This window comes from Gordonia sp. p3-SID1431, from assembly GCF_025143765.1.
Taxonomy (GTDB): Bacteria; Actinomycetota; Actinomycetes; order Mycobacteriales; family Mycobacteriaceae; genus Gordonia; species Gordonia hongkongensis.
This window is the reverse complement of record NZ_JAMBDT010000004.1, coordinates 78,045-100,561: the sequence shown is the minus strand read 5'-3', so window position 1 is coordinate 100,561 and position 22,517 is coordinate 78,045. Positions and strand designations below refer to the sequence as shown.

Below are 22,517 nucleotides of genomic sequence, written 5' to 3'. Positions count from 1 at the left end.
CCGGGTCAGGACGTTCTGCTTTCCACGAGGGTGGCGAGCGCAGCGGTGACCGAACCCCAGCCGTCGTAGAACCCGAGCTCCTCATGGCGGTCACGATCGGACGGACTCCGATGGCGCACGACGACGCTGTACTCGGTTCCGTCTGCGTGCTCGGCCAGAGAGATCTCGGCGGTCATGGGGACCGGAGCCGGTTCGGCAGGGCGCCACGAACTGTCGACGGCATTCGTGAACACCAGGCGCTCGTGGAGATCGACGACGAGGAAGACGGCATCCATGTGTGGTACGAAAGTGGTTCCGTCGTCGCTCATCCGGGTCACGAGCCCACCGCCCGGTTCGGGCTCGAGGCGGTCGACGCGGGTGACCGTCGGAGCCGGCGTCCACCATTTGGCGAATTTCTCCGGCTGGGTCCACGCCTCCCAGATGCGTTGTCGCGGAGCACCGATCACCCGGTGCAGGGTCAGGTCGAGTTCTGGGTCGATCATGGTGTCTCCTCGGTGTCGGTCACGAAGTCTTCGAGACGGTCGGTGCGTTCGGTCCACACGGTGCGCTGATGTTCGAGCCACGTCGACAGACGGCGCATACGGCGCCTGTCGAGGGTGCACATCCGTGTGCGTCCGACCTTTCTGGTCAAGACGAGCCCGCTGTCCTCGAGCACGCGCAGGTGCTTCATGAACGACGGCAGGGTGATGGGGAAGGGTTCGGCGAGCTCGCCGACGCTGGCCGGCCCACGCCCCAGGCGTTCGACGACGGCGCGACGCGTGGGATCGGCGAGCGCGCCGAAGATCTCGTCGAGTGCGACCGAACTGTATGCCATGTGGCTAAGTGTTGCAGGTCCCATCGCTTAACTCAATGGCTAAGTGCAAATCTGGCGTCCGCCTTGTGGAAAGTGCACCATCATGTGCTGCTTTTCCGGTACCATCGAATGTATGTACGACGTCGCTTCAGACGCAACTGGCCTCTTGGCTACCGAGCATCTACGGTCCATCGTGGGTGGGCTGTCGGCAATGCCCGTGGGTCTCGAGGAGGCGGAGTCGGTGGATCGGCTCACTCTGCTCGAGGAGATCAAGTCGGCATGCACGGCGGCCCAGGTGCGTGAGACCGCGAATCTCGACGCGCTGCGCGCAGCCGACGAAGCAGCACGGAACGTACCGGAGCGCCGGCGCGGTCGCGGACTCGCCGCCGAGATCGGTCTGGCGCGCAAGGTCTCGCCCCGAAAGGGAAGCCAGTGCCTCGGATTCGCCCGCGCCCTGGCGCACGAGATGCCCCATACGATGGCGGCACTGACTTCCGGTGTGCTCACCGAGTGGCGGGCCACGATCCTGGTACGCGAAACCGCTTATCTGACACGTGAAGCGCGTGAGGAGATCGACCGCCGGATCTGCGCCGATCCCGCAGCTCTGGTGGGGGTGTCCGACCGCGAGATCGAAGCATCGGCCAAGCGCCATGCGTACGAACTCGATTCCGAAGCGGTGGTGGCACGTAAATCGAAGGCCGAGAAGGACCGCCGCGTCAGTGTGCGACCCGCGCCGGATCTGATGACGAAACTGTCGGTGCTGCTGCCGATGGCGGACGGGATCGCGGTGTACGCCGCGTTGAAGAAGCACGCCGACTCAGTTGTCGGACAGGACGACCGAAATCATGCACAGGTCATGACCGACACCCTGGTCGAACGTGTCACCGGACGCGCTGTCGCAGAGCCGACACCGATCGCGCTCAATGTCGTTCTGTCCGACCGGTCCTTGTTCGGCCTAGACGATTCGGCCGCCGACGTCCACGGATACGGACCGATCCCGGCGACGATCGCGCGGCTGCTGGTGGCCGATTCGGTGTCGCCCGAGGGGGAGACCGCCTCGACGATGCGGAAGTTGTACGCGAGACCGTCCGATGGCGCGCTGGTGGCGATGGAGTCACGGGCACGAGCTTTCCCAACCGCTCTCGCCCACTTCATCCGGATGCGTGACCAACGGTGTCGGACTCCCTACTGCGGTGCACCGATCGTCGAGATCGACCACGCCACACCGCATCGGCGCCACGGCCCGACGAGCGCGGTAAACGCTGATGGAACCTGCGTCCTGCACAACCGCGCCAAGGAGGCCCCCGGTTGGTTCTACGACGTGAAGATGGTCGACGGCGTCCGCGTCATCGACGTGATCACCCCGACCGCGCTACGACACCGCAGTGTCGCTCCACCCGCGATGGGGCATCAACCGCCAGGACGCAGCGGCGTCGAAACCAGCCTGATCCAGATACTCGCAGCGTCGTGATTGTGGATGGCGAACGCATAGTCCGGTGATGCTGTACTAGGTTGTTCGTCGTGGCGGTCCGCCACGTCGTTGTCGGTGCAAACTCGGGGGTTTGTATGGCTGAGCGGTTCGGTGTCGAGGAGCTGGGTGTCATCACCGGCGTGGGCGATGCGCTGGCTCGATGCTCATCGGAGACACGAGCTCTGTGGACCGGGAAGTCCGCCTTCGACGATGCGTCGGCCGCGATGCCGGCGTCGGCGATCGGCGCTGCGTGCGCCGGCAAAGACGGCACCGTCCGTTCACTGCTGGGCCGCGCGGCGGCGAGGATGGACCAGGTGTCGCAGACCTGCTACCAGGCCGCCGGTGACGTCGCTGATACCGAGGAGTCCCTGGCCAGCGGCTTCCGTGCCATCAGCGAGTTCTGATGTCGCGACCATCGCGGTCTGTCGTCAACGGCTGGGACCTGATGTCTCTGGATGCGGCCGCGTCTGCGCTCGACGCGGCCGTGGATGACCTGAGGGATCTCACCCAGAGGATGGCCGAAGCGCCGATGAAAGCGGGTGACTCCAAAGGGTGGGTGGGGGACTCCCAGCGGGGTTGTGAGACGCGCACCGACTCCGATCGAACCGAGATCAACAAACTCGGGGCCGACATCACCCGCGCCGCCACTGCGCTCCGGGATACGTCGTCTGCGATCAGTCCGAATCGCACCACCGCACTGGTTCGAGCGCTCGGGCTGGAACGGGACGAGTTCAGCGTTGCCGACGACTGGACGGTACGAGACACCCGAGACTATGCGGCCGAGCTCAAGGGCGTGGAGGCGGGAAGTGCGACCGAGCGCTCGATTCTCGACGCTCAGGCCGCCCGAGCGGAGGAGGCGAAGACGGCGACCCTCTCGTTGCATTCCCTGGCCGATCAGATGGGCGAGGACGATCGCAACGGGGCGAGAGTTCTCGCGGCAGCCTTTGGCGATGCCGAAGGTAATGCGCCACTCGCGTCGAGCTACTCGCCCGGCCAGGCGAGCATCGATGTCCAGGCCATCATGAGTGGTAGTGCCACGAAGGAGCAGAAAGATCGGTTCTTCCGTGCGACCAGCCTGACCGCGGAACAGCGGGCCGCGTTGGCCCGCGGGGACTTCGCGGAGATTTCGAAGGAGCAGTTCGATTACCTGAAAGCGATCTACACACCGAGTTGGGGTGGCGGACCCGAGGGGCAGCCGCTGTCTCTTGATGCGCTGAAGTCGTTCGGCGACAGATACATCGGCGCAGAGCGAGAGAACCTGAAACGAGGTCTCGGCGACGGCGTCTATCTGCTGGGGAACCCGAACTTGCGGACCAGACAGACCGATTCGAATTCGATCGCCGAGGTCTTGGGGACAAATACGCCACTCGTGGCAGGAGGATTGAACCAACTCCCAGCGCCGATACGGGACCTTCTGAGTGGTCCGGCAGCGTCGAAGGCGAGCATCTCCAACGATCCGTCTGGCGTAGACGGTAGCCGGATGATCGAGGTCACCCGGCTCGGCTCTGTTGACGACTTCAACGACCTCATGGATGTCCTGGAGCACCGGTCAGAGGACTCGGGTCTCGCCTCGTACGGGTCGCAATCTGTCCAGCTCGGGAGCGACGTCGACAGGGCGATCATTGCTCGTGCGAGCGAGATTGCCGGCGGGGACGTAAACGAGCGTTACATCACCGACCGGAACGAAACCATCTCGCACCCGTCCGTCGAGAGGCTGCTCGACAGAATGCTGGGAGTCGCTGGGTCCGACCACATTGCCGTCCACGATGCGGTGGTGGGGGCCACAGGCGGCTCGCACTCGTCGATGCCGGCAGTTCACAGTCTTGATGGGGGCGAGAAGCCCTACGACCCATCGCTGGCAATGAAAGAGCTATTCCAGTTCGACTGGGCAGACAAGGCAGGACGTGAACACGACGGGATCAACCGGTTGTTCAATTGGATGCCCGAGGTCGCCAGCACCCCAGATGGTGTGTCTGCCGAGCGCATGGCCGACGGCGTCAGATCCGGTCAGATCGCGAGCGAGCTGGCAAGGATCATCGCCGAGAACAAGAGTGACTTCGAAGACATGAACGGCGGGTCCGCTTCATTGGGTGAGGTCAACCCCGAACTGACGAGAACGCTTGCGCGAGCAGTCAGTCCGTTTCTGGCCGAACTGGCCGAGGTGGACCCGACGCTGTTCGACACTCGCGGTGTAACCGCCCTCGGCGAGGCGAATCAGTTCAAGTCGTTGTTCCAAATCCTCACCTCGGACCCGGAAGCCGGGCGCGTGATGAACACAAGCGCGCTCTGGCAAGCCAATGTGCTTGAACAGGTGTTCGGTAGCGACCCAGAGCGCACTGATCTCGGGGAAAAGGTGGCTCGACTACACGGTGGAATGACCGCCGGTATGAACGCGATGCTAGACGAAGATACTGCCGACCGGCGTTATGACGCGGCGCGCGACTACGCCCTGCACGGCGCCGCGTTCGATTCCGTGAAGTCGCTCGCAACAGGTATTCCCGGGTTGAGCCCGGCTATCAAGGGTGCGATTGACATAGCGGCTCCCTCGCTTAAGCTCGATGTCACCGGCTTACCGCCGAATCCTGAGGATGTTGGTTCAGCGACTGAATTCGCTTCTTTGCGCGCTAGCTTGTACAAGAACACAGACCTGGACCTGGTGTACCGAGAGATGCTCGAGGGCTACATATCCAGTCATCCGGAGTTTCTCGAGACGGATTCGTTCCGGTCCATCTATGGATCTCAAGCCTATGATCAGGATTTTCTGGACTCAGTTGCAAAGGACGGCCTACCGCCAGGCTGGGACGGAATCGCTCTCAAATCGGTTGTTCAGGAGCTTGTCGGAGCCCGCGGCAGCTATTTCTTCACCGACTACAACAACCAACTGGCAAGGATGAACGATAAAAACTTCGCGGACGGCGCGGGCTGGTGAGGCGATCCGCGCCACCCGCTGCAGTTGGCATGGCCGTGATGATGGCCCTCGCAATCTCGTCTTGCGGTTCGAGCGACAGTCCGGATGTGGGCGTGACCACGCCCGCGCATAGCGCTGTTCGGCCACCCGGATTCGATGTCACCTTCCGCTGGGTGGGGAACGACGAGTTCGATCCACTCTCTGCTGAAGGAACCTTCGTGCGCGCGTACGTGGAGTCGTTCTACCTTGCGCGAGAGGGGCAGTCCACGAAGTGGGCGTATCCGGGGTTCGTGAACGCATCGGCACCGGGGATTGAGCAACGAGTTCGCGCGATCCCGAGCGAAAGCGCTGAGGGCGGTCTCGTGGGGACGTCCGTATTCGTCGCGTCCAGGCGGGAGCGACTGGGTCCGCAAGACGAGATCGTTCTGTGCGAGTACGGTTACGCCTCTAGTGACAACTCAGGCGGGGCGGGAGCCTGGACCACTTACCCAAAAAGTGCAGTCCCATCCGTGATCACCTTCACTCGGTCGGGACAGGCGCCGCCCGCTCGGCAACGTGGCGCCGCTCGTGAGGCACGACTGGACGTATTCGGGGGGTGGCGAGCCGACCACTTCGAATTCGCAGCCGTCGGGCGCGACAACTCTGCGGAACTGGAGATCTGTCGAACGCACCCGGTCCCCGAAGGTGTGCTGCCTGAAGACGCGGTTAGGGGAACCGGCCCAACCCCGCGCCCGCCTGAGCCCCCGTCCCCCGGCTGGCCGGCGAACGGCGTCTGAGACGCCGGCACGCTTTCGTCCGTAGCGAAACCCGCGTCCTACACTTGTCGACCATGTGCACCGCCGGTACCGCGCCCATGATCGCCCCGTCCATCCTGTCCGCGGACTTCGCGAATCTCGCGGCCGAGGCCGCTGCGGTGGCGCAGCCGGGGGAGACCCGCGCCGACTGGCTGCACGTCGACGTGATGGACGCGCACTTCGTGCCGAACCTGACCCTCGGACTCCCGATTGTCGAGAGCCTGTTGAAGGCCACCGACATCCCGCTCGACTGCCACCTGATGATCGAGAACCCGGAGCGGTGGGCGCCGCCGTACGCCGAGGCCGGAGCGCACAACGTCACCTTCCACGCCGAGGCCACCGAGAACCCGATCGGTGTCGCCCGTGACATCCGCGCCGCCGGGGCCAAGGCGGGCCTGTCGATCAAGCCCGGTACCGCGCTCGAGCCCTACCTCGAGATCCTGCGCGACTTCGACACCTTGCTGATCATGAGCGTCGAGCCGGGCTTCGGCGGTCAGAAGTTCATCCCCGAGGTCCTCGACAAGGCCCGCGCCATCCGGAAGTTCATCGACGCCGAAGACCTGCGGCTCCTCGTCGAGATCGACGGCGGCATCAACGCCGACACCATCGAGGAGGCCGCCGAGGCCGGCATCGACTGCTTCGTCGCCGGTTCGGCCGTCTACGGCGCGGACGATCCCGGACAGGCCGTCGCCGCACTCCGCGAGTCGGCCGCCGCCGCGCGGGCACAGACCCAGGCCTGAGCCGATGGACATCGCCGTCGCCATGGGACGCGCCATCAGCGCGTCCCGGGAGGCGATGGGGATCAGTTCGCCCAACCCGCCCGTCGGCGCGGTCATCCTCGCGGCCGACGGCACCGTCGCCGGCGTCGGGGCGACCCAACCACCCGGCGGGCCGCACGCCGAAGTCATGGCGCTCCGAGCCGCAGGCGAGGCCGCGCGAGGCGGCACCGCGATCGTCACCCTCGAACCGTGCAACCACATCGGCCGGACCGGCCCGTGCGCGCAGGCACTCATCGAGGCCGGGATCGCCGAAGTCCAGTACGCGGTGAGTGACCCGAACCCGGTCGCCGCCGGTGGTGCCGAGACGCTACAGGCCGCCGGGGTGCGCGTCACCGGGGGAGTTGCCGCAGAAGACGTCGAGAACGGACCACTCCGTCCGTGGCTCACCCGGCAGGATCTGGGCCGTCCGCACGTCACCGCGAAGATCGCGTCTGGTGTCGACGGCCGGATCGCAGCGCCCGACGGCACCAGCCAGTGGATCACCGGCCCGCAGGCTCGCGACCACGCGCACACACAGCGCGCCCGGATCGACGCCATCGTGATCGGTACCGGCACCGCGCTGGCCGACAACCCCACGCTCACCGCGCGCACCGCCGACGGCGCACTGCACCCGCACCAGCCCGCGCGCGTGGTCCTCGGCCACCGCGACATCCCGGCCGACGCCCGGCTCCGGGATCCGGCCGGCGGACCGCTGGTCCGCATCGACTCCCACGACCCCGCCGACGTCCTCGCCGCGCTGCCCGACGCGCTGTGGGTGCTGGTCGAAGGCGGGCCACACATCCTCGGCGCGTTCTTCGCGGCGGGCCTCGTCGACGAGGTGCACGCCTACGTCGCCCCGCTGGTGCTGGGTGCCGGTCGCAGTTCGGTCGAGATCCCGGGCGTGACCACCCTCGACGACGGCCATCGGTTCAGCACGAGATCGGTGACCCGACTCGGAGAGGACGTCCTCGTCACACTGTCGCGGCCGTCGACCACCCCGCGCGACAGCTGAGCGAGACGACATGCCCGAGACGCATTTCGCTCACCGGAATCGCAATGCGACTGACATCGCCGACCGTGCTAGCGTCGATGTCACCAGTTCTCGGGGCGGGGTGGAAATCCCCACCGGCGGTGATGAGGGTGCGGTGGATCCGCATCGTCCAGCCCGCGAGCGCCTGCCACCAGGCAGGGACAGCAGATTCGGTGCGAATCCGAAGCCGACGGTCATAGTCCGGATGCGAGAGAACAGGCGACACGAGGCCGCCCTGTCTGCTCCGAGCGAGCAGGAGGAGTGCGTGTTCACCGGAATCGTGGAAGAACTCGGCGTCATCGCCGACCGCGAGGATCTCTCCGACGCCGCCCGATTCACCGTCCGCGGGCCCGTGGTCACCGCCGACGCCGGTCACGGCGACTCCATCGCCGTCAACGGTGTGTGTCTGACGGTCGTCGACCTCCGTCCCGGTGAGTTCACCGTCGACGTGATGGGCGAGACCCTGCGCCGGAGTTCGCTGTCCGACCTCGCCGCCGGAAGCACCGTCAACCTCGAACGCGCTATGCCCGCGAACGGCCGCTTCGGCGGCCACATCGTGCAGGGGCACGTCGACGGCACCGGCACGATCGCCGCGGTCAACCCGTCGGAGAACTGGACGGTCGTACGGATCGCCGTGCCCGCGGCGCTCACCCGGTATCTCGTCGAGAAGGGTTCCATCACCGTGGACGGGGTGTCCCTCACCGTGTCCGCGGTCGGCGGGTCCGGCGACGACTCCTGGTTCGAGATCTCCCTGATCCCGACGACCCTCAACGAGACCAACCTCGGCGCCGCCCGACCCGGCACCGTGGTCAACCTCGAAGTCGACGTCATCGCCAAATACGTCGAGCGCCTTCACCTGGGTTCGGACACGACTGGTACTCCTGATGTAGCGGGGGCGAAATGAGGACAACGAGTGAGGTTCTGATGAGCGAGTCACCGCGCGAGGGGAACGACGCGACGGCAACCGAGGGTGGCGGCGCCGTCGCCTTCGACACGATCGAGCGCGCCATCGCCGACATCGCCGCCGGCAAGGCGGTCGTCGTGGTCGACGACGAGGATCGTGAGAACGAGGGTGACCTGATCTTCGCGGCGGAGAAGGCGACCCCCGAACTGGTGGCGTTCATGGTGCGCTACACCTCCGGCTACCTGTGTGTCCCGCTCGACGGCGACGCCTGCGACCGGCTCGGCCTGCCGCCGATGTACTCGATGAACCAGGACAAGCACGGCACCGCCTACACCGTGACCGTCGATGCCCGGGAGGGCATCGGTACCGGTATCAGCGCCGCCGACCGCGCCACCACCATGCGTCTGCTGGCCGACCCCGACGCCGCGGCCGCCGACTTCACCCGGCCCGGCCACGTCGTCCCGCTGCGAGCCAAGGAGGGCGGCGTGCTGCGTCGTCCCGGGCACACCGAGGCCGCGGTCGACCTCGCCCGCCTGGCCGGCCTCGCCCCGGCCGGCGTGATCTGCGAGATCGTCAGCCAGAAGGACGTCGGCTCGATGGCGCAGACCGACGAGTTGCGTGTGTTCGCCGACGAGCACGATCTCGCACTGATCTCGATCGCCGACCTCATCGCGTGGCGACGCCGTCACGAGAAGCACGTGGTCCGCGTCGCCGACGCCCGGATCCCCACCCGGCACGGCGACTTCCGTGCCGTCGGCTACTCCAGCGTCTACGACGACGTCGAACACGTCGCGCTCGTCAAGGGAGACGTCACCGGCGAGGACGGCGAGGGTCACGACGTCCTGGTCCGGGTGCACTCGGAGTGCCTGACGGGCGACGTCTTCGGGTCGCTGCGCTGCGACTGCGGCCCGCAGTTGGACGCCGCGATGGAGATGGTGGCCGACGAGGGCCGCGGGATCATCCTGTACATGCGCGGGCACGAGGGTCGCGGGATCGGGCTGTTGCACAAACTGCAGGCCTACCAGCTGCAGGACGCGGGGTCCGACACCGTCGACGCCAACCTGGAACTGGGCCTGCCCGCCGATTCGCGGGACTACGGACTCGGTGCCCAGATCCTCGTCGACCTCGGCGTACGGTCGATGCGTCTGCTGACCAACAACCCCGCCAAGCGTGTGGGGCTCGACGGATACGGTCTGCACATCGTCGACCGGGTCCCGATGCCGGTGCGCGCCAACGCCGAGAACCTGCGGTACCTGCGTACCAAGCGCGACCGGATGGGCCACGATCTGATCGGGCTCGACGATCACGTCCAGCCCACCGACGGCGCGTCCGAAGGAGCACCTGCATGAGCGGCCACGGAGAGCCGACCCTCGAACTGGCCGACGCCGGCTCGCTGCGCCTGGCGATCGTCTCGTCGCAGTGGCACGAGGTCGTCTGCGGCGCGCTCCTCGACGGCGCCATCCGGGCCGCGCGGGACAACGGCGTCGTCGACCCGACCATCGTGCAGGTGGCCGGCGCCATCGAGCTGCCCGTCATCGTGCAGGCACTGGCGCGCACGCACGACGCCGTCGTGGCGCTGGGCGTCGTGATCAAGGGTGAGACACCGCATTTCGAGTATGTGTGTGACGCGGTGACCGCCGGCCTGACACGGGTGTCGCTCGACGAGTCGACCCCGGTCGGCAACGGAGTCCTGACCGTGCTCACCGAGGACCAGGCGATCGCACGGGCCGGACTCCCGGGCTCGACGGAGGACAAGGGCGCACAGGCGACGGTCGCCGCGCTGGCGTCGGCGCTGACCCTGCGCGCGCTCGCGCGTGGCGAAACCCTCCCGGTGGCGGTCGGAGGAGCATCGGCGTGAGTCCCGCGGACACCCCGCCGACCGACTCCGCCGGCTGGGACCTGGTCTACCGGCCCCGCAACCTACCGCGGTGGGCCATCGCCGCCGCGGTCGTGGTGATGGCCATCCACATCACGTTCGGTCTACTGCTCACGATCGACGACGTCGGAGTCCGCAATCTCGGCGGTTCCGACCAGATCGCGATCATCCTCATCGGCGTGCTCATCTCGGCAGCCATCCTGCTGTTCACCCGCCCGCGACTGCGCGTTGGAGCCGCCGGCGTCGAGGTGCGCAACCTGGTGTCGGCGCGGCTCTTCGAATGGGACCGTGTTCTCGGTCTCACCTACCCGGAGCAGGGTTTCGGGGCGTGGCTGCTCTTCCCGGCCGACGAACACATCACCGTCCTGGCGGTTCAGGCCGGTGACGGTCAGCGCGCCATCGACGCGATGGGTCGATTCCGCGAGCTCGAGGAGCGCTACCGCGGGACTGTCCGGCCCGGACACTAGCCTGGAACACGTGGCCGACCCGACTACCTACCGACCCGCCCCGGGGTCCATCCCGACCGATCCCGGGGTGTACAAGTTCCGCGACGAGCATCGTCGTGTCATCTACGTGGGCAAGGCCAAGAACCTCCGGTCGAGGCTGACGTCGTACTTCGCCGACATCGCCTCGCTGCACCCCCGCACCCGTCAGATGGTGACGACGGCCGCCTCCGTCGAGTGGACGGTGGTCGGCACCGAGGTCGAGGCGCTGCAGCTCGAATACAACTGGATCAAGGAATTCGACCCGCGCTTCAACGTCCGCTACCGCGACGACAAGAGCTACCCGATGCTCGCGGTCACCCTGAACGAGGAGTACCCGCGCCTGTTCGTGTACCGGGGTCCGCGGCGGCGCGGCGTGCGCTACTTCGGTCCGTACGCGCATGCGTGGGCGATCCGCGAGACGGTCGACCTGCTGACCCGGGTCTTCCCGGCCCGGACCTGCTCGGCCGGTGTGTTCAAACGGCATCGGCAGATCGACCGCCCGTGTCTGCTCGGCTACATCGACAAGTGCTCCGCCCCCTGCGTGGGGCGGGTGGACGCCGAGGAACACCGGGAGATCGTCGAGGACTTCTGCGATTTCCTCGCCGGCCGCACCGACCTGATGATCCGCAAGATGGAACGGGACATGAACGTCGCGGCCGAGGAGCTCGACTTCGAGCGTGCCGCGCGGTTGCGTGACGACATCGGTGCGATGCGACGCGCCATGGAGAAGCAGGCGGTCGTGCTCGGCGACGGCACCACCGCCGACGTGATCGCGCTCGCCGGCGATCAGCTCGAGGTGTCGGTCCAGGTCTTCCACGTCCGCGACGGACGGGTGCGCGGCCAGCGCGGATGGGTGGTCGAACGCAGCGACAACGGCACCGACGGCGATGTGGTGGGGGAGTTCATCACCCAGTTCTACGGCGCCCAGGTCGATTTCGACGCCACCGTCGACGTCGGGACCGATCGGGCACACGGGGAGTCGATCCCTCGTGAGGTGCTGGTGCCGGAGTTGCCGTCCGACGCCGAGGAGCTCGAGGAGTGGCTGTCCGGTCTCCGCGGCAGCCGGGTGCGGTTGCGGGTGCCGCAGCGCGGCGACAAGAAGGCGCTGTTCGAGACCGTCGCCCGCAACGCCGGCGAAGCTCTTGCGCAGCACAAACTCCGTCGCGCGGGCGATCTCACGACCCGATCGGCGGCGCTCACCGAGCTGCAGGAGTCGCTACTGCTCGATCAGGCGCCCCTGCGCATCGAGTGCGTCGACATCTCGCACGTGCAGGGCACCGATGTGGTCGCCTCCCTCGTGGTCTTCGAAGACGGTCTGCCGCGCAAGTCCGACTATCGGCACTACTCGATCCGGCACGCCGCCGGCGAGGGCCGATCCGACGACGTCGCGTCCATCGCCGAGGTCACCCGACGCCGGTTCCTGCGCCACCGCACCGACCGCGATGCGCCGCCACCGGTGTCCGGCGAGATCAGCGCGGCGGCCGACACAGCGGCGCAACCGCGGAAGTTCGCCTACCCGCCGAACCTCTTCGTCGTCGACGGCGGTGCGCCCCAGGTGCACGCCGCCGCGGCGGTCCTCGACGAACTCGGCATCACCGACGTCTCGGTGATCGGGCTCGCCAAACGCCTCGAGGAGGTGTGGGTGCCCGGTGACGACGACCCGATGATCCTGCCGCGCAACAGCCAGGCACTGTTCCTGCTGCAACGGGTGCGCGACGAGGCCCATCGGTTCGCCATCACGTTCCACCGCAGCAAGCGCAGCAAGCGCATGACCGAGTCGGTGCTCGACGGGGTCCCCGGCCTCGGCCGAACCCGCCGCACCGCGCTGGTGACCCACTTCGGTTCGGTTGCGCGCATGCGCGAGGCATCGTTGGATGAGATATCCCAGGTGCCCGGGATCGGCCTCACCACGGCGCGTGCGGTCCAGACCGCGCTCTCCGGCGAGGTGGCGGCGCCCGACCAGACCCCGAACCCGGCCCCGATCCCGGAGCGGGCCGAGAAGGAGATGACGGTGGCGACCGGTGACGCGGGACGAGGTGCCGATGAGTGACCACACCGAAGTGCAGAGCGCGGCGATCGCCGAGGCGAACGACACCGACTTCACCGTCCTGTTCGTGACGGGGATGTCCGGCGCGGGACGCTCCACCGCGGCGAACGTGCTCGAGGACGACGGCTGGTACGTCGCCGACAACGTGCCTCCCTCGCTGATCTCGACGATGGTCGGGATGGTCCGCGAAGACGATCCGGCGATCACCCGGCTCGCCATGGTCTTGCGCGCGTCCGACGCCAACCTGGCCCATCAGCTCGAACAGCTGCGGGACCGTCTCGAAGAGTCCGGGATCCGGACCCGGCTCCTCTACCTCGACGCCAGCGACCAGGTGCTGGTTCGCCGTTTCGAGCAGGTTCGTCGCCGACATCCGTTGCAGGGCAAGGAAACCCTCGTCGAGGGGATCGCCCGCGAACGGGCGATCCTCGCCCCGATCAAGAACGTGGCCGATCTGGTGGTGGAGACGTCGGCGCTGACCGCGGCCAAACTGCGCGCGATCGTCGAGGGCGTCGCGCCGGGCGACACCGAACCGCGGCTGTCGATCGCGGTGCAGTCGTTCGGCTTCAAGTACGGTCTGCCCATCGATTCCGATCTCGTCGCCGACGTCCGCTTCCTGCCCAATCCGCACTGGATCGACGAACTGCGCGATCACAACGGCCGGGAGGCACCGGTCCGCGACTACGTCCTCGGCCAACCGGACGCCGACGGATTCCTCGACCTCTACACCGGCCTGGTCTCGATCGTCGGCCGCGGTTACCTGCGAGAAGGCAAGCGCTACATGACCATCAGCGTCGGCTGCACCGGCGGCAAGCACCGCAGTGTCGCCATCGCCGAGGAACTGTCGGCGCGGTTGCGCCGCGCCGTCGACGACGCCGGGCACGCGTCCTATGACGTCCGGGTCATGCATCGTGATCTGGGGCGCGAATGAGTTCCCGGGAACCCCGGATCGTCGCCCTCGGCGGCGGTCATGGCTTGTACGCGACGCTGACCGCGATGCGCTATCTGAGCGCCGACATCACCGCGGTGGTCACCGTCGCCGACGACGGGGGGTCGTCGGGACGGTTGCGCGCCGAACTCGGACTCATCCCGCCCGGTGACCTGCGAATGGCGCTCGCCGCCTTGATGAGTACGCCCGACGGGTTGCCGGACGCACAGGCCGTCGACGGCCCGGCGGCCCGCCGCCGGCACGAACTGTGGGCCGAGGTGCTCCAGCACCGCTTCGGCGGCCGTGGGGCGCTCGCCGGGCATCCGATCGGCAATCTGCTCCTCGCCGGACTCACCGAGGTGCTCGGCGACACCGTGGGGGCCCTCGCCGAGTTGCGGGAGATCTTCGGCATCACGGGGCACGTGCTGCCGATGTCGACCGTGCCCCTCGACATCGAGGCCGACGTCTCGGGACTCGAGGCCGATCCACGCATCAGTCGCGAGATCCGGGGACAGGTCGCGGTGGCCACCACGCCCGGCAAGGTGCGCCGCGTCCGGCTGTTGCCCGGCGACCCACCGGCCTGCGAATCGGCGCTGACCGCAATAGAATCGGCCGACCTGCTGATGCTGGGGCCGGGCTCCTGGTTCTCGAGCGTGATCCCGCACGTGCTCGTCCCCGAACAGTTGAAGGCCTTGCAGCGCAGCAGCGCTCGCAAGGTCCTCGTGGTCAATCTGGCCCCCGAGCCGGGGGAGACCCCGGGGTTCTCGGTCGAGCGCCACCTCCACGTCCTGCACGCCCATGCGAACACCTTCCGCGTCGACCACGTCCTCGTGGACGCGTCGTCGGTGCCCGCGGGACGGGAACGCGATCACCTCGTGCGTGCGGCCGGATTGTTCGGCGCGGAGCTGAATGTCGGAGACGTCGCGGTGCCGGGCCGGCAGGTCCATGACCCGGCGAAAGTCGCCGCCGTGGTGAACGAACTGTGCGAAGGTGAACTGACCCGTTACTCTGACCGAGCGGACGCCTGATTCGGGCGATGTCTCCGCGATTTTCACTCGAGGGACGTGTGGTCTGTTGACAGGAGGACAGGTACCGGTGGCGATGACGGCGGCGGTGAAGGACGAACTCAGTCGCCTGCCGGTGACTCAGGTGAGTTGCCGGAGAGCCGAGGTGTCCGCGCTGCTGCGTTTCGCCGGCGGTCTGCACATCGTCGCGGGTCGCGTGGTGGTCGAGGCCGAGGTGGACATGGGCAACGTGGCGCGCCGATTGCGCCGCGAGATCCACGACCTCTACGGCTACGCCTCGGACGTCCACGTCCTGCGCGGTGGCGGGCTGCGGAAGTCGGCGCGCTACATCGTGCGGATCACCAAGGACGGCGAAGGCCTGGCACGACAGACCGGGCTGCTCGACCTGCGCGGCCGCCCGGTGCGCGGCCTGCCCGCCCAGGTCGTCGGCGGTAGTGTCGCCGACGCCGAGGCCGCCTGGCGCGGAGCATTTCTCGCGCACGGCTCGCTCACCGAACCAGGCCGGTCGTCGGCCCTGGAGGTCAGCTGTCCCGGGCCGGAGGCGGCGCTCGCCCTCGTCGGCGCGGCCCGACGCCTCGGTGTCACGGCGAAGGCCCGCGAGGTCCGCGGAGCCGACCGCGTCGTCATCCGCGACGGCGAGGCCATCGGGGCGTTGCTGACCCGGATGGGGGCCCACGACACGAGGCTCGTGTGGGAGGAACGCCGGATGCGGCGCGAGGTGCGCGCCACCGCCAACCGCCTGGCCAACTTCGACGACGCCAATCTGCGTCGATCGGCGCGTGCGGCGGTCGCCGCCGCGGCCCGCGTGGAACGCGCGCTGGACATCCTCGGCGACGAGGTGCCCGACCATCTGATCGCGGCCGGACAGCTCCGGATCACCCACCGGCAGGCGTCGCTGGAGGAGCTCGGTCAGCTCGCCGACCCGCCGATGACCAAGGACGCCGTCGCCGGGCGCATCCGCCGCCTGCTGTCGATGGCCGACAAGAAGGCCCGCCAAGACGGCATCCCCGACACCGAATCCGCGGTGACCTCCGAGCTGCTCGACGAGGCCTGACACGGACCTGCGGTGTGCCGAGCAGAGGGTCGCCTACTAGGCTGGTGGCGACGTGGGCGGAGGCGTGACCACTCAGGTGTGCTTCGCTGACCGCTCACGCGCGGCCAGACCGGGCTTGACCACCAGGCCCGACCATGAATACCGCTAAGGAGCACAACTGTGACTGTTCGGGTAGGCGTCAACGGATTCGGCCGGATCGGCCGCAACTTCTTCCGTGCCGTCGAAGCGCAAAAAGCTTTGGGCACCACCGACATCGAGATCGTCGCGGTCAACGACCTGACCGACAACGCGACCCTCGCGCACCTGCTGAAGTTCGACTCCATCCTCGGTCGCCTGTCCGACGACGTCACCCTCGAGGGCGACGACACCATCGTCGTCGGTGAGCAGAAGATCAAGGCCCTCGAGGTCAAGGAAGGTCCGGCCGCCATCCCGTGGGGCGACCTGGGCGTCGACGTGGTCGTCGAGTCGACCGGCATCTTCACCGCCCGCGCCAAGGCTCAGGGACACCTCGATGCCGGCGCCAAGAAGGTCATCATCTCCGCCCCCGCCTCGGACGAGGACATCACCATCGTGATGGGCGTCAACGACGACAAGTACGACGGCAGCCAGAACATCATCTCGAACGCCTCGTGCACCACCAACTGCCTCGGCCCGCTGGCCAAGGTCCTCAACGACGAGTTCGGCATCGTCAAGGGCCTCATGACCACGATCCACGCCTACACCCAGGACCAGAACCTGCAGGACGGCCCGCACAAGGACCTGCGTCGCGCCCGCGCCGCCGCCATCAACATCGTGCCGACCTCGACCGGTGCCGCCAAGGCCATCGGCCTGGTGCTCCCGGAGCTGAAGGGCAAGCTCGACGGCTACGCGCTGCGTGTCCCGATCCCCACCGGTTCGGTCACCGACCTCACCGCCCAGCTGTCGAAGACCGCCACCGCCGAGCAGATCAACGCCGCGCTCGAGGCCGCTGCCGACGGTCCGCTCAAGGGCATCCTGAAGTACTACGACGCACCGATCGTCTCGTCCGACATCGTCACCGACCCGCACAGCTCGCTGTTCGACGCCGGCCTGACCAAGGTGATCGACGACCAGGCCAAGGTCGTGTCCTGGTACGACAACGAGTGGGGCTACTCCAACCGCCTCGTCGACCTCATCGGTCTCGTCGGCAAGTCGCTCTGACCCACCCCCAACGACCTTAGGAGTAAACGCCTCATGGGTGTTCCCACTCTGAAAGACCTTCTGGACGAAGGTGTTTCGGGCAGGGGTGTGCTGGTCCGGTCGGATTTCAACGTCCCGCTCGACGGGTCGACGATCACCGATCCGGGTCGCATCCTCGCGTCCCTGCCGACGCTCAACGCGCTCATCGACGCCGGTGCCAAGGTGATCATCACCGCGCACCTGGGTCGTCCGAAGGGCGAGCCGGATCCGAAGTTCTCGCTGGCACCGGTGGCCGCCCGCCTCGGTGAGGAACTCGGCCGCAACGTGCAGCTCGCCGGTGACGTTGTCGGCACCGACGCGCTGGCCCGCGCGGAAGGACTCACCGACGGCGACGTCCTGCTGCTGGAGAACATCCGCTTCGATCCGCGGGAGACCGCCAAGGACGACGCCGAGCGCGAGGCGCTCGCCAAGGCGCTGGTCGAGCTCGTCGGCGACGACGGCGCGTTCGTCTCCGACGGCTTCGGAGTGGTGCATCGCAAGCAGGCCTCGGTCTACGACGTCGCCAAGCTGCTCCCGCACTACGCGGGCGAGCTGGTGGCGGCCGAGGTCGACGTGCTGTCCAAGCTCACCGAAGAGGTGACGCGACCCTACGCCGTCGTCCTCGGCGGATCGAAGGTGTCGGACAAGCTCGGTGTCATCGAGGCGTTGGCCCCCAAGGTCGACACGCTGGTCATCGGCGGCGGTATGGCGTTCACCTTCCTTGCCGCACAAGGGCATTCGGTGGGGTCCTCGCTGCTGCAGGAAGATCAGATCGACGTCTGCAAGAGCCTGCTCGAGCGGTTCGGTGACGTCATCCACCTGCCGGTCGACGTCGTGGTGGCCGACAAGTTCGCCGCCGACGCCGAATCGGACACGGTGGCCTCGGACGCCATTCCCGACGGCTGGATGGGTCTGGACATCGGGCCGGAATCGGTGAAGCGGTTTGCCGCGGTCCTCTCCGGCGCCAAGACCATCTTCTGGAACGGCCCGTCGGGTGTGTTCGAGTTCGAGAAGTTCTCGGCGGGCACCCGCGGTGTCGCCGAGGCGATCGCCGGTGCGACGGGCAACGGTGCGTTCACCGTGGTCGGTGGCGGCGACTCGGCGGCCGCGGTCCGCACTCTGGGTCTGCCCGACTCCGATTTCTCGCACATCTCCACCGGAGGTGGCGCATCGCTGGAGTACCTCGAGGGCAAGGAACTCCCCGGACTGAAGGTTCTGGAGAGCTGATCCATGGCGACTCGTAAACCGCTCATCGCGGGCAACTGGAAGATGAATCTGAACCATCTCGAGGCCATCGCGCTGGTTCAGAAGATCGCCTTCGCCCTCCCGGCGAAGTACTTCGACAAGGTCGACGTGACGGTCATCCCGCCGTTCACCGACATCCGCAGCGTGCAGACGGTCGTCGACGGCGACAAGCTCCTGCTCACCTACGGTGCGCAAGACCTGTCGGCGCACGACTCGGGCGCCTACACCGGCGAGATCAGCGGTGCGTTCCTCGCGAAGCTCGGCTGCATCTTCGTGGTGGTCGGGCACTCCGAGCGGCGCACCCTGCACAACGAGACCGATGAGGTCGTGCTGGCCAAGACCAAGGCCGCGCTCAAGCACGAACTCACCCCGATCGTGTGCATCGGTGAGGGGCTCGACGTCCGCGAGGCCGACGACCACGTGGCCTACAACGTGGCGCAGCTCAAGGGATCGCTCGCCGGTCTGTCCGCGGCCGAGATCGCTCAGACCGTCATCGCGTACGAGCCGGTCTGGGCGATCGGCACCGGCCGGGTGGCGAGTGCGGACGACGCCCAGGAGGTGTGCAAGGCGATCCGTGAGGCGCTGGTCGAGATCGCCGACGCCGAGACCGCGGCATCGGTGCGGATCCTCTACGGCGGATCGGTCAACGCCAAGAACGTCGGCGACATCGTCGGACGTCCCGACGTCGACGGCGCCCTGGTCGGCGGCGCATCGCTGAAGTCCGACGAGTTCGCGACGCTGTCGGCGATCGCCGCGGGTGGCCCCTTGCCCTGACGGGTCGCACCCACGCGTACACTGTGGCAGGTTGGCCTCTTTTCGGGGGTTGACCTGCCACAGCTGTATGTAGGGGCTTTACGGAAGGGCGTTGCGACTCGTGACTGTGCAAGGTGCACTCGACATCGGATTGATCGTGACCAGCGTGTTGCTGATCGTGCTCATCCTGCTGCACCGCGGCAAGGGTGGCGGTCTGTCGTCGCTGTTCGGCGGCGGTGTCCAGTCCAGCCTCTCGGGCTCGAGCGTCGTCGAACGCAACCTGGACCGGTTGACGATCTTCGTCGGGCTCATCTGGGTGATCTTCATCGTCGGCGTGGGCGTCGACATCAAACTGTCCGGCTAGCCACCGTACGCGCCTCGGGATGCCGCGCCCGTGAGTTGCCGGGATACTTGACGGCATGAGTGAAACCGTCCCCGCGCGGGGAGTCCCGGACTGGCGCCCATCGATCTCCATCGTCGACCACATCGTCGTCGACGACGAGGGCCGAGCACTCACCGAACCCCTACGGGAGGACATCCGCCTTCTCGGCGGGATCCTGGGTGACGTCGTCCGCGAGCACTCCGGCAGCGACGTCTTCGATCTCGTCGAAGCCGCCCGCGTGGCCGCATTCCGGGTGCGCCGCAACGAGATCGACCGCACCGAGCTCGCCGACATGTTCGTCGATCTGGACATCTCCACCGCGGTCCCGGTCATCCGCGCGTTCAGCCACTTCGCCCTGCTGGCGAACCTGGCCGAGGACATCCACCGTGAGCGGCGCCGCGCCATCCACGTCCGGGCCGGAGACCCGCCCCAGGACAGCAGCCTCGCCGCCACCTACCGCAAGCTCGCCGAGGCGGGACTCGGCGACGACGAGGTCGGCCGGGCGCTGGCCGATGCCGCCGTGGTGCCGGTCATCACCGCTCACCCCACCGAGACCCGCCGACGCACCGTCTTCGAGGCCCAGAACCGCATCACCGAGCTGATGCGGTTCCGCGGCCGGACCGAGCTGATGCCGGACGAGGACGCGGCGGTCACCGAGTCGATCCGGCGGCAGATCCTGACGCTCTGGCAGACCGCCCTCATCCGGCTCGAACGTCTCACGATCCAGGACGAGATCCGTTCCGGGCTCCGCTATTACGACGCCTCGTTCTTCGAGGTCGTGCCCGCCATCAACACCGCGGTACGCACCGCGCTGCGCTCGGCGTACCCCGACGCCGGACTCGCCGACGAACCGATGATCCGGATGGGGTCCTGGATCGGCGGCGACCGCGACGGCAATCCGTTCGTGAACTCCGAGGTGGTGACCCTAGCCACCACGCTCGCCGCGCAGACCGCAGTCGGACATCACCTGGCCGAACTCGAGAGTCTCGCACAGGAACTCAGCATGTCGGCCCGGCTCATCGACGCCAGCGACACCCTGTTCGACCTCGCCGGGGCCGACGCCGACGACCCGGGGGCCGACGAACCCTTCCGGCTCGCCCTGCGCGCCATCCGGTCCCGTCTGGTGGCGACCGCCCGGGAGATGTTCGACGACGACTTCCTCACCTCGAGCGACCTCTTCCTCATCGACGGGAAACAGCCGTACGGCGACGCCGCCGAACTCCTCGCCGACCTCGATGTGATCGACGGCGCGCTGCGCGCGAACAACGACGACACGATCGCCGACGACCGGTTGCTCGCCCTGCGAGAAGCCGTGCGCACCTTCGGGTTCCACCTGTCCGGACTGGACATGCGGCAGAACTCCGACATGCACGAGGAAGTGGTCGCCGAGCTGCTCGCGTGGGCGGGTGTGCATCCGGACTATGCGTCGCTCGACGAGTCCGAGCGCGTCGAGATCCTCTCCGCGGAACTGCGTGCGCGTCGACCGTTGACCAGTCCCGACGCCGAGCTGAGCGAGCTGGCCACCAAGGAACTCGGAATCGTCCGGGCCGCCGCCAGGGCGGTCGCGACCTTCGGTCCCGCGGCCGTGCCCAACTATGTGATCAGCATGTGCACGTCGGTCAGTGACATGCTCGAGGCGCTGATCCTGCTCAAGGAGGCAGGCCTCTACGACGCGAATGACGGTTCTCCACGCTGTACGGTCCGCGTGGTTCCGCTGTTCGAGACGATCGAGGATCTCCAGCAGGGCGCAGCGACCCTCCTCGCCGTTCTCGACGTCCCGTTCTATCGGGCGATGGTCGAGTCCCAGAACGGGATTCAGGAGATCATGCTCGGCTACTCGGACTCGAACAAGGACGGCGGCTACATGGCCGCGAACTGGGCGCTCTACCGCGCCGAGCTCGATCTGGTCGACGTGGCGTCGCGGTCGGGCATCAGGTTGCGTCTGTTCCATGGGCGCGGCGGGACCGTCGGGCGCGGCGGTGGTCCCAGTTACGACGCCATCCTGGCCCAGCCGCCCGGCGCGGTTCAGGGCTCGCTGCGCATCACCGAGCAGGGCGAGATCATCGCCGCGAAGTACGCCGAACCGGTCACGGCGCGGCGCAACCTGGAGACGCTGCTCGCCGCGACCATCGAGTCCTCACTCCTGGACACCGAAGGCCTCGGCGACGAATCCGACTCGGCCTACGAAATCATGGACGACATCGCGGCGAAAGCGCGAGCCGCATACAGCCGGCTGGTTCACGAGACACCGGGATTCGTCGAGTACTTCACCACCTCGACGCCCCTGTCGGAGATCGGTGCCCTCAACATCGGCAGCCGGCCGGCGTCGCGCAAGCAGACCGAGAAGATCTCCGATCTGCGGGCGATCCCGTGGGTGCTCTCGTGGACGCAGTCGCGCGTGATGCTGCCCGGCTGGTACGGCACGGGCTCGGCGTTCGAGGAATGGGTCGGGGACGATCCGGAGCGGCTGGAGACGTTGCGGCGGTACTACGCCAAGTGGCCGTTCTTCCGCACCGTGATGTCGAACATGGCTCAGGTACTGGCGAAGTCGGACATGGGCCTGGCCCACCGGTACGCGCAGCTGGTGCCCGACGAGGAGCTGCGCGAGCGGGTGTTCGGCATGATCGTCGACGAACACGAGCGGACGATCGCGATGTGCGCGAAGATCACCGGCACCGACGACCTGCTCCACGACAACGCCGCGCTGAAGCGGTCGGTCTACAACCGCTTCCCGTATCTCGAGCCGCTCAACCTGCTGCAGGTCGAGCTGCTGCGGCGCTTCCGCGCGGGGGAGGACACCCCGATCGTGCGGCGCGGGATCCAGCTCACCATGAACGGCCTCGCCACCGCGCTGCGGAACTCGGGCTAGC

Annotated in this window: 20 protein-coding genes and 1 riboswitch; of the genes, 18 read left to right on the top strand and 2 right to left on the bottom strand. The window is 67.5% G+C overall.

The window, feature by feature from the left end; translation table 11 throughout:
• Positions 1 to 5: 5 nt before the first annotated feature.
• The gene (locus tag M4D77_RS02495) at positions 6 to 482 is read right to left on the bottom strand and encodes an SRPBCC domain-containing protein (RefSeq protein WP_259935453.1); all 477 of its coding nucleotides are present in this window, start codon (positions 480 to 482) and stop codon (positions 6 to 8) included.
• Positions 479 to 814: a helix-turn-helix transcriptional regulator gene (locus M4D77_RS02490; RefSeq protein WP_159370738.1), complete on the bottom strand. Its 336-nt coding sequence runs from the start codon at positions 812 to 814 to the stop codon at positions 479 to 481. The genes M4D77_RS02495 and M4D77_RS02490 overlap by 4 nt, the downstream gene beginning before the upstream one ends.
• A gap of 190 nt (positions 815 to 1,004) precedes the next feature.
• Here M4D77_RS02490 and M4D77_RS02485 point away from each other — a divergent pair, with 190 nt between their 5' ends.
• The 18 genes from M4D77_RS02485 to ppc all read left to right on the top strand — a co-directional run bounded on the left by M4D77_RS02485 (position 1,005) and on the right by ppc (position 22,516).
• Positions 1,005 to 2,264: a DUF222 domain-containing protein gene (locus M4D77_RS02485; protein WP_238995088.1), complete on the top strand. Its 1,260-nt coding sequence runs from the start codon at positions 1,005 to 1,007 to the stop codon at positions 2,262 to 2,264.
• A gap of 95 nt (positions 2,265 to 2,359) precedes the next feature.
• Positions 2,360 to 2,668, top strand: a complete 309-nt coding sequence (locus M4D77_RS02480; RefSeq protein WP_159370739.1) for a hypothetical protein — start codon at positions 2,360 to 2,362, stop codon at positions 2,666 to 2,668.
• Positions 2,668 to 5,193, top strand: a complete 2,526-nt coding sequence (locus tag M4D77_RS02475; RefSeq protein WP_259935452.1) for a hypothetical protein — start codon at positions 2,668 to 2,670, stop codon at positions 5,191 to 5,193. Before M4D77_RS02480 ends, M4D77_RS02475 begins: the two co-directional genes overlap by 1 nt.
• Before the next feature lie 808 nt (positions 5,194 to 6,001).
• Positions 6,002 to 6,706 (top strand): ribulose-phosphate 3-epimerase, encoded by a 705-nt coding sequence (gene rpe, locus M4D77_RS02470; RefSeq protein ID WP_058250359.1) that lies wholly within the window; start codon positions 6,002 to 6,004, stop codon positions 6,704 to 6,706.
• A gap of 4 nt (positions 6,707 to 6,710) precedes the next feature.
• A complete protein-coding gene (gene ribD / locus M4D77_RS02465) occupies positions 6,711 to 7,736 on the top strand; it encodes a bifunctional diaminohydroxyphosphoribosylaminopyrimidine deaminase/5-amino-6-(5-phosphoribosylamino)uracil reductase RibD (protein ID WP_137808808.1) in 1,026 nt (341 codons plus the stop codon).
• Positions 7,737 to 7,818: 82 nt separating this feature from the next.
• Positions 7,819 to 7,975, top strand: a riboswitch (FMN riboswitch).
• A gap of 44 nt (positions 7,976 to 8,019) precedes the next feature.
• Positions 8,020 to 8,658, top strand: a complete 639-nt coding sequence (locus M4D77_RS02460; RefSeq protein ID WP_058250564.1) for a riboflavin synthase — start codon at positions 8,020 to 8,022, stop codon at positions 8,656 to 8,658.
• Between the two features lie 20 nt (positions 8,659 to 8,678).
• On the top strand, positions 8,679 to 10,007 hold the full coding sequence (locus M4D77_RS02455; protein ID WP_137808809.1) for a bifunctional 3,4-dihydroxy-2-butanone-4-phosphate synthase/GTP cyclohydrolase II: 1,329 nt from the start codon (positions 8,679 to 8,681) through the stop codon (positions 10,005 to 10,007).
• A complete protein-coding gene (gene ribH / locus M4D77_RS02450) occupies positions 10,004 to 10,516 on the top strand; it encodes a 6,7-dimethyl-8-ribityllumazine synthase (RefSeq protein ID WP_058250361.1) in 513 nt (170 codons plus the stop codon). The genes M4D77_RS02455 and ribH overlap by 4 nt, the downstream gene beginning before the upstream one ends.
• On the top strand, positions 10,513 to 11,001 hold the full coding sequence (locus tag M4D77_RS02445) for a PH domain-containing protein (RefSeq protein WP_068971584.1): 489 nt from the start codon (positions 10,513 to 10,515) through the stop codon (positions 10,999 to 11,001). Before ribH ends, M4D77_RS02445 begins: the two co-directional genes overlap by 4 nt.
• 10 nt (positions 11,002 to 11,011) lie before the next feature.
• Positions 11,012 to 13,069 (top strand): excinuclease ABC subunit UvrC, encoded by a 2,058-nt coding sequence (uvrC, locus tag M4D77_RS02440; RefSeq protein ID WP_259935451.1) that lies wholly within the window; start codon positions 11,012 to 11,014, stop codon positions 13,067 to 13,069.
• Complete coding sequence (gene rapZ / locus M4D77_RS02435; protein ID WP_065632222.1) at positions 13,062 to 13,994, top strand: RNase adapter RapZ; 933 nt, start codon at positions 13,062 to 13,064, stop codon at positions 13,992 to 13,994. Before uvrC ends, rapZ begins: the two co-directional genes overlap by 8 nt.
• Positions 13,991 to 15,019: a uridine diphosphate-N-acetylglucosamine-binding protein YvcK gene (yvcK, locus tag M4D77_RS02430; protein ID WP_259935450.1), complete on the top strand. Its 1,029-nt coding sequence runs from the start codon at positions 13,991 to 13,993 to the stop codon at positions 15,017 to 15,019. The genes rapZ and yvcK overlap by 4 nt, the downstream gene beginning before the upstream one ends.
• A 73-nt stretch (positions 15,020 to 15,092) precedes the next feature.
• On the top strand, positions 15,093 to 16,070 hold the full coding sequence (gene whiA, locus M4D77_RS02425) for a DNA-binding protein WhiA (RefSeq protein ID WP_259935458.1): 978 nt from the start codon (positions 15,093 to 15,095) through the stop codon (positions 16,068 to 16,070).
• Between the two features lie 159 nt (positions 16,071 to 16,229).
• Positions 16,230 to 17,249 carry a type I glyceraldehyde-3-phosphate dehydrogenase gene (gene gap / locus M4D77_RS02420; protein WP_259935449.1) on the top strand — a complete coding sequence of 340 codons (1,020 nt, stop codon included), beginning with the start codon at positions 16,230 to 16,232 and terminating at the stop codon, positions 17,247 to 17,249.
• 33 nt (positions 17,250 to 17,282) lie between these two features.
• The gene (locus M4D77_RS02415; RefSeq protein ID WP_058250366.1) at positions 17,283 to 18,494 is read left to right on the top strand and encodes a phosphoglycerate kinase; all 1,212 of its coding nucleotides are present in this window, start codon (positions 17,283 to 17,285) and stop codon (positions 18,492 to 18,494) included.
• A 3-nt stretch (positions 18,495 to 18,497) separates the two neighbouring features.
• Positions 18,498 to 19,286: a triose-phosphate isomerase gene (tpiA, locus tag M4D77_RS02410; RefSeq protein ID WP_259935448.1), complete on the top strand. Its 789-nt coding sequence runs from the start codon at positions 18,498 to 18,500 to the stop codon at positions 19,284 to 19,286.
• 106 nt (positions 19,287 to 19,392) lie between these two features.
• Positions 19,393 to 19,629, top strand: coding sequence for a preprotein translocase subunit SecG (gene secG / locus M4D77_RS02405; RefSeq protein WP_010841002.1), 237 nt, complete (start codon positions 19,393 to 19,395; stop codon positions 19,627 to 19,629).
• Between the two features lie 55 nt (positions 19,630 to 19,684).
• Entirely contained in the window at positions 19,685 to 22,516 is a 2,832-nt protein-coding gene (gene ppc / locus M4D77_RS02400) for a phosphoenolpyruvate carboxylase (protein WP_065632153.1), read from the top strand.
• The last annotated feature ends 1 nt before the right edge of the window (position 22,517 follow it).

Excerpts from the sequence above, each read along its gene's own strand:
- rpe (WP_058250359.1), top strand. The coding sequence starts at position 6,002 with ATGTGCACCGCCGGTACCGCGCCCATGATCGCCCCGTCCATCCTGTCC.
- whiA (WP_259935458.1), top strand. The coding sequence starts at position 15,093 with ATGACGGCGGCGGTGAAGGACGAACTCAGTCGCCTGCCGGTGACTCAG.
- M4D77_RS02415 (WP_058250366.1), top strand. The coding sequence starts at position 17,283 with ATGGGTGTTCCCACTCTGAAAGACCTTCTGGACGAAGGTGTTTCGGGC.
- M4D77_RS02490 (WP_159370738.1), bottom strand. The coding sequence starts at position 814 with ATGGCATACAGTTCGGTCGCACTCGACGAGATCTTCGGCGCGCTCGCC.
- M4D77_RS02480 (WP_159370739.1), top strand. The coding sequence starts at position 2,360 with ATGGCTGAGCGGTTCGGTGTCGAGGAGCTGGGTGTCATCACCGGCGTG.
- ppc (WP_065632153.1), top strand. The coding sequence starts at position 19,685 with ATGAGTGAAACCGTCCCCGCGCGGGGAGTCCCGGACTGGCGCCCATCG.
- rapZ (WP_065632222.1), top strand. The coding sequence starts at position 13,062 with ATGAGTGACCACACCGAAGTGCAGAGCGCGGCGATCGCCGAGGCGAAC.
- M4D77_RS02455 (WP_137808809.1), top strand. The coding sequence starts at position 8,679 with ATGAGCGAGTCACCGCGCGAGGGGAACGACGCGACGGCAACCGAGGGT.
- ribD (WP_137808808.1), top strand. The coding sequence starts at position 6,711 with ATGGACATCGCCGTCGCCATGGGACGCGCCATCAGCGCGTCCCGGGAG.
- M4D77_RS02485 (WP_238995088.1), top strand. The coding sequence starts at position 1,005 with ATGCCCGTGGGTCTCGAGGAGGCGGAGTCGGTGGATCGGCTCACTCTG.
- ribH (WP_058250361.1), top strand. The coding sequence starts at position 10,004 with ATGAGCGGCCACGGAGAGCCGACCCTCGAACTGGCCGACGCCGGCTCG.
- M4D77_RS02495 (WP_259935453.1), bottom strand. The coding sequence starts at position 482 with ATGATCGACCCAGAACTCGACCTGACCCTGCACCGGGTGATCGGTGCT.
- tpiA (WP_259935448.1), top strand. The coding sequence starts at position 18,498 with ATGGCGACTCGTAAACCGCTCATCGCGGGCAACTGGAAGATGAATCTG.
- M4D77_RS02475 (WP_259935452.1), top strand. The coding sequence starts at position 2,668 with ATGTCGCGACCATCGCGGTCTGTCGTCAACGGCTGGGACCTGATGTCT.
- yvcK (WP_259935450.1), top strand. The coding sequence starts at position 13,991 with ATGAGTTCCCGGGAACCCCGGATCGTCGCCCTCGGCGGCGGTCATGGC.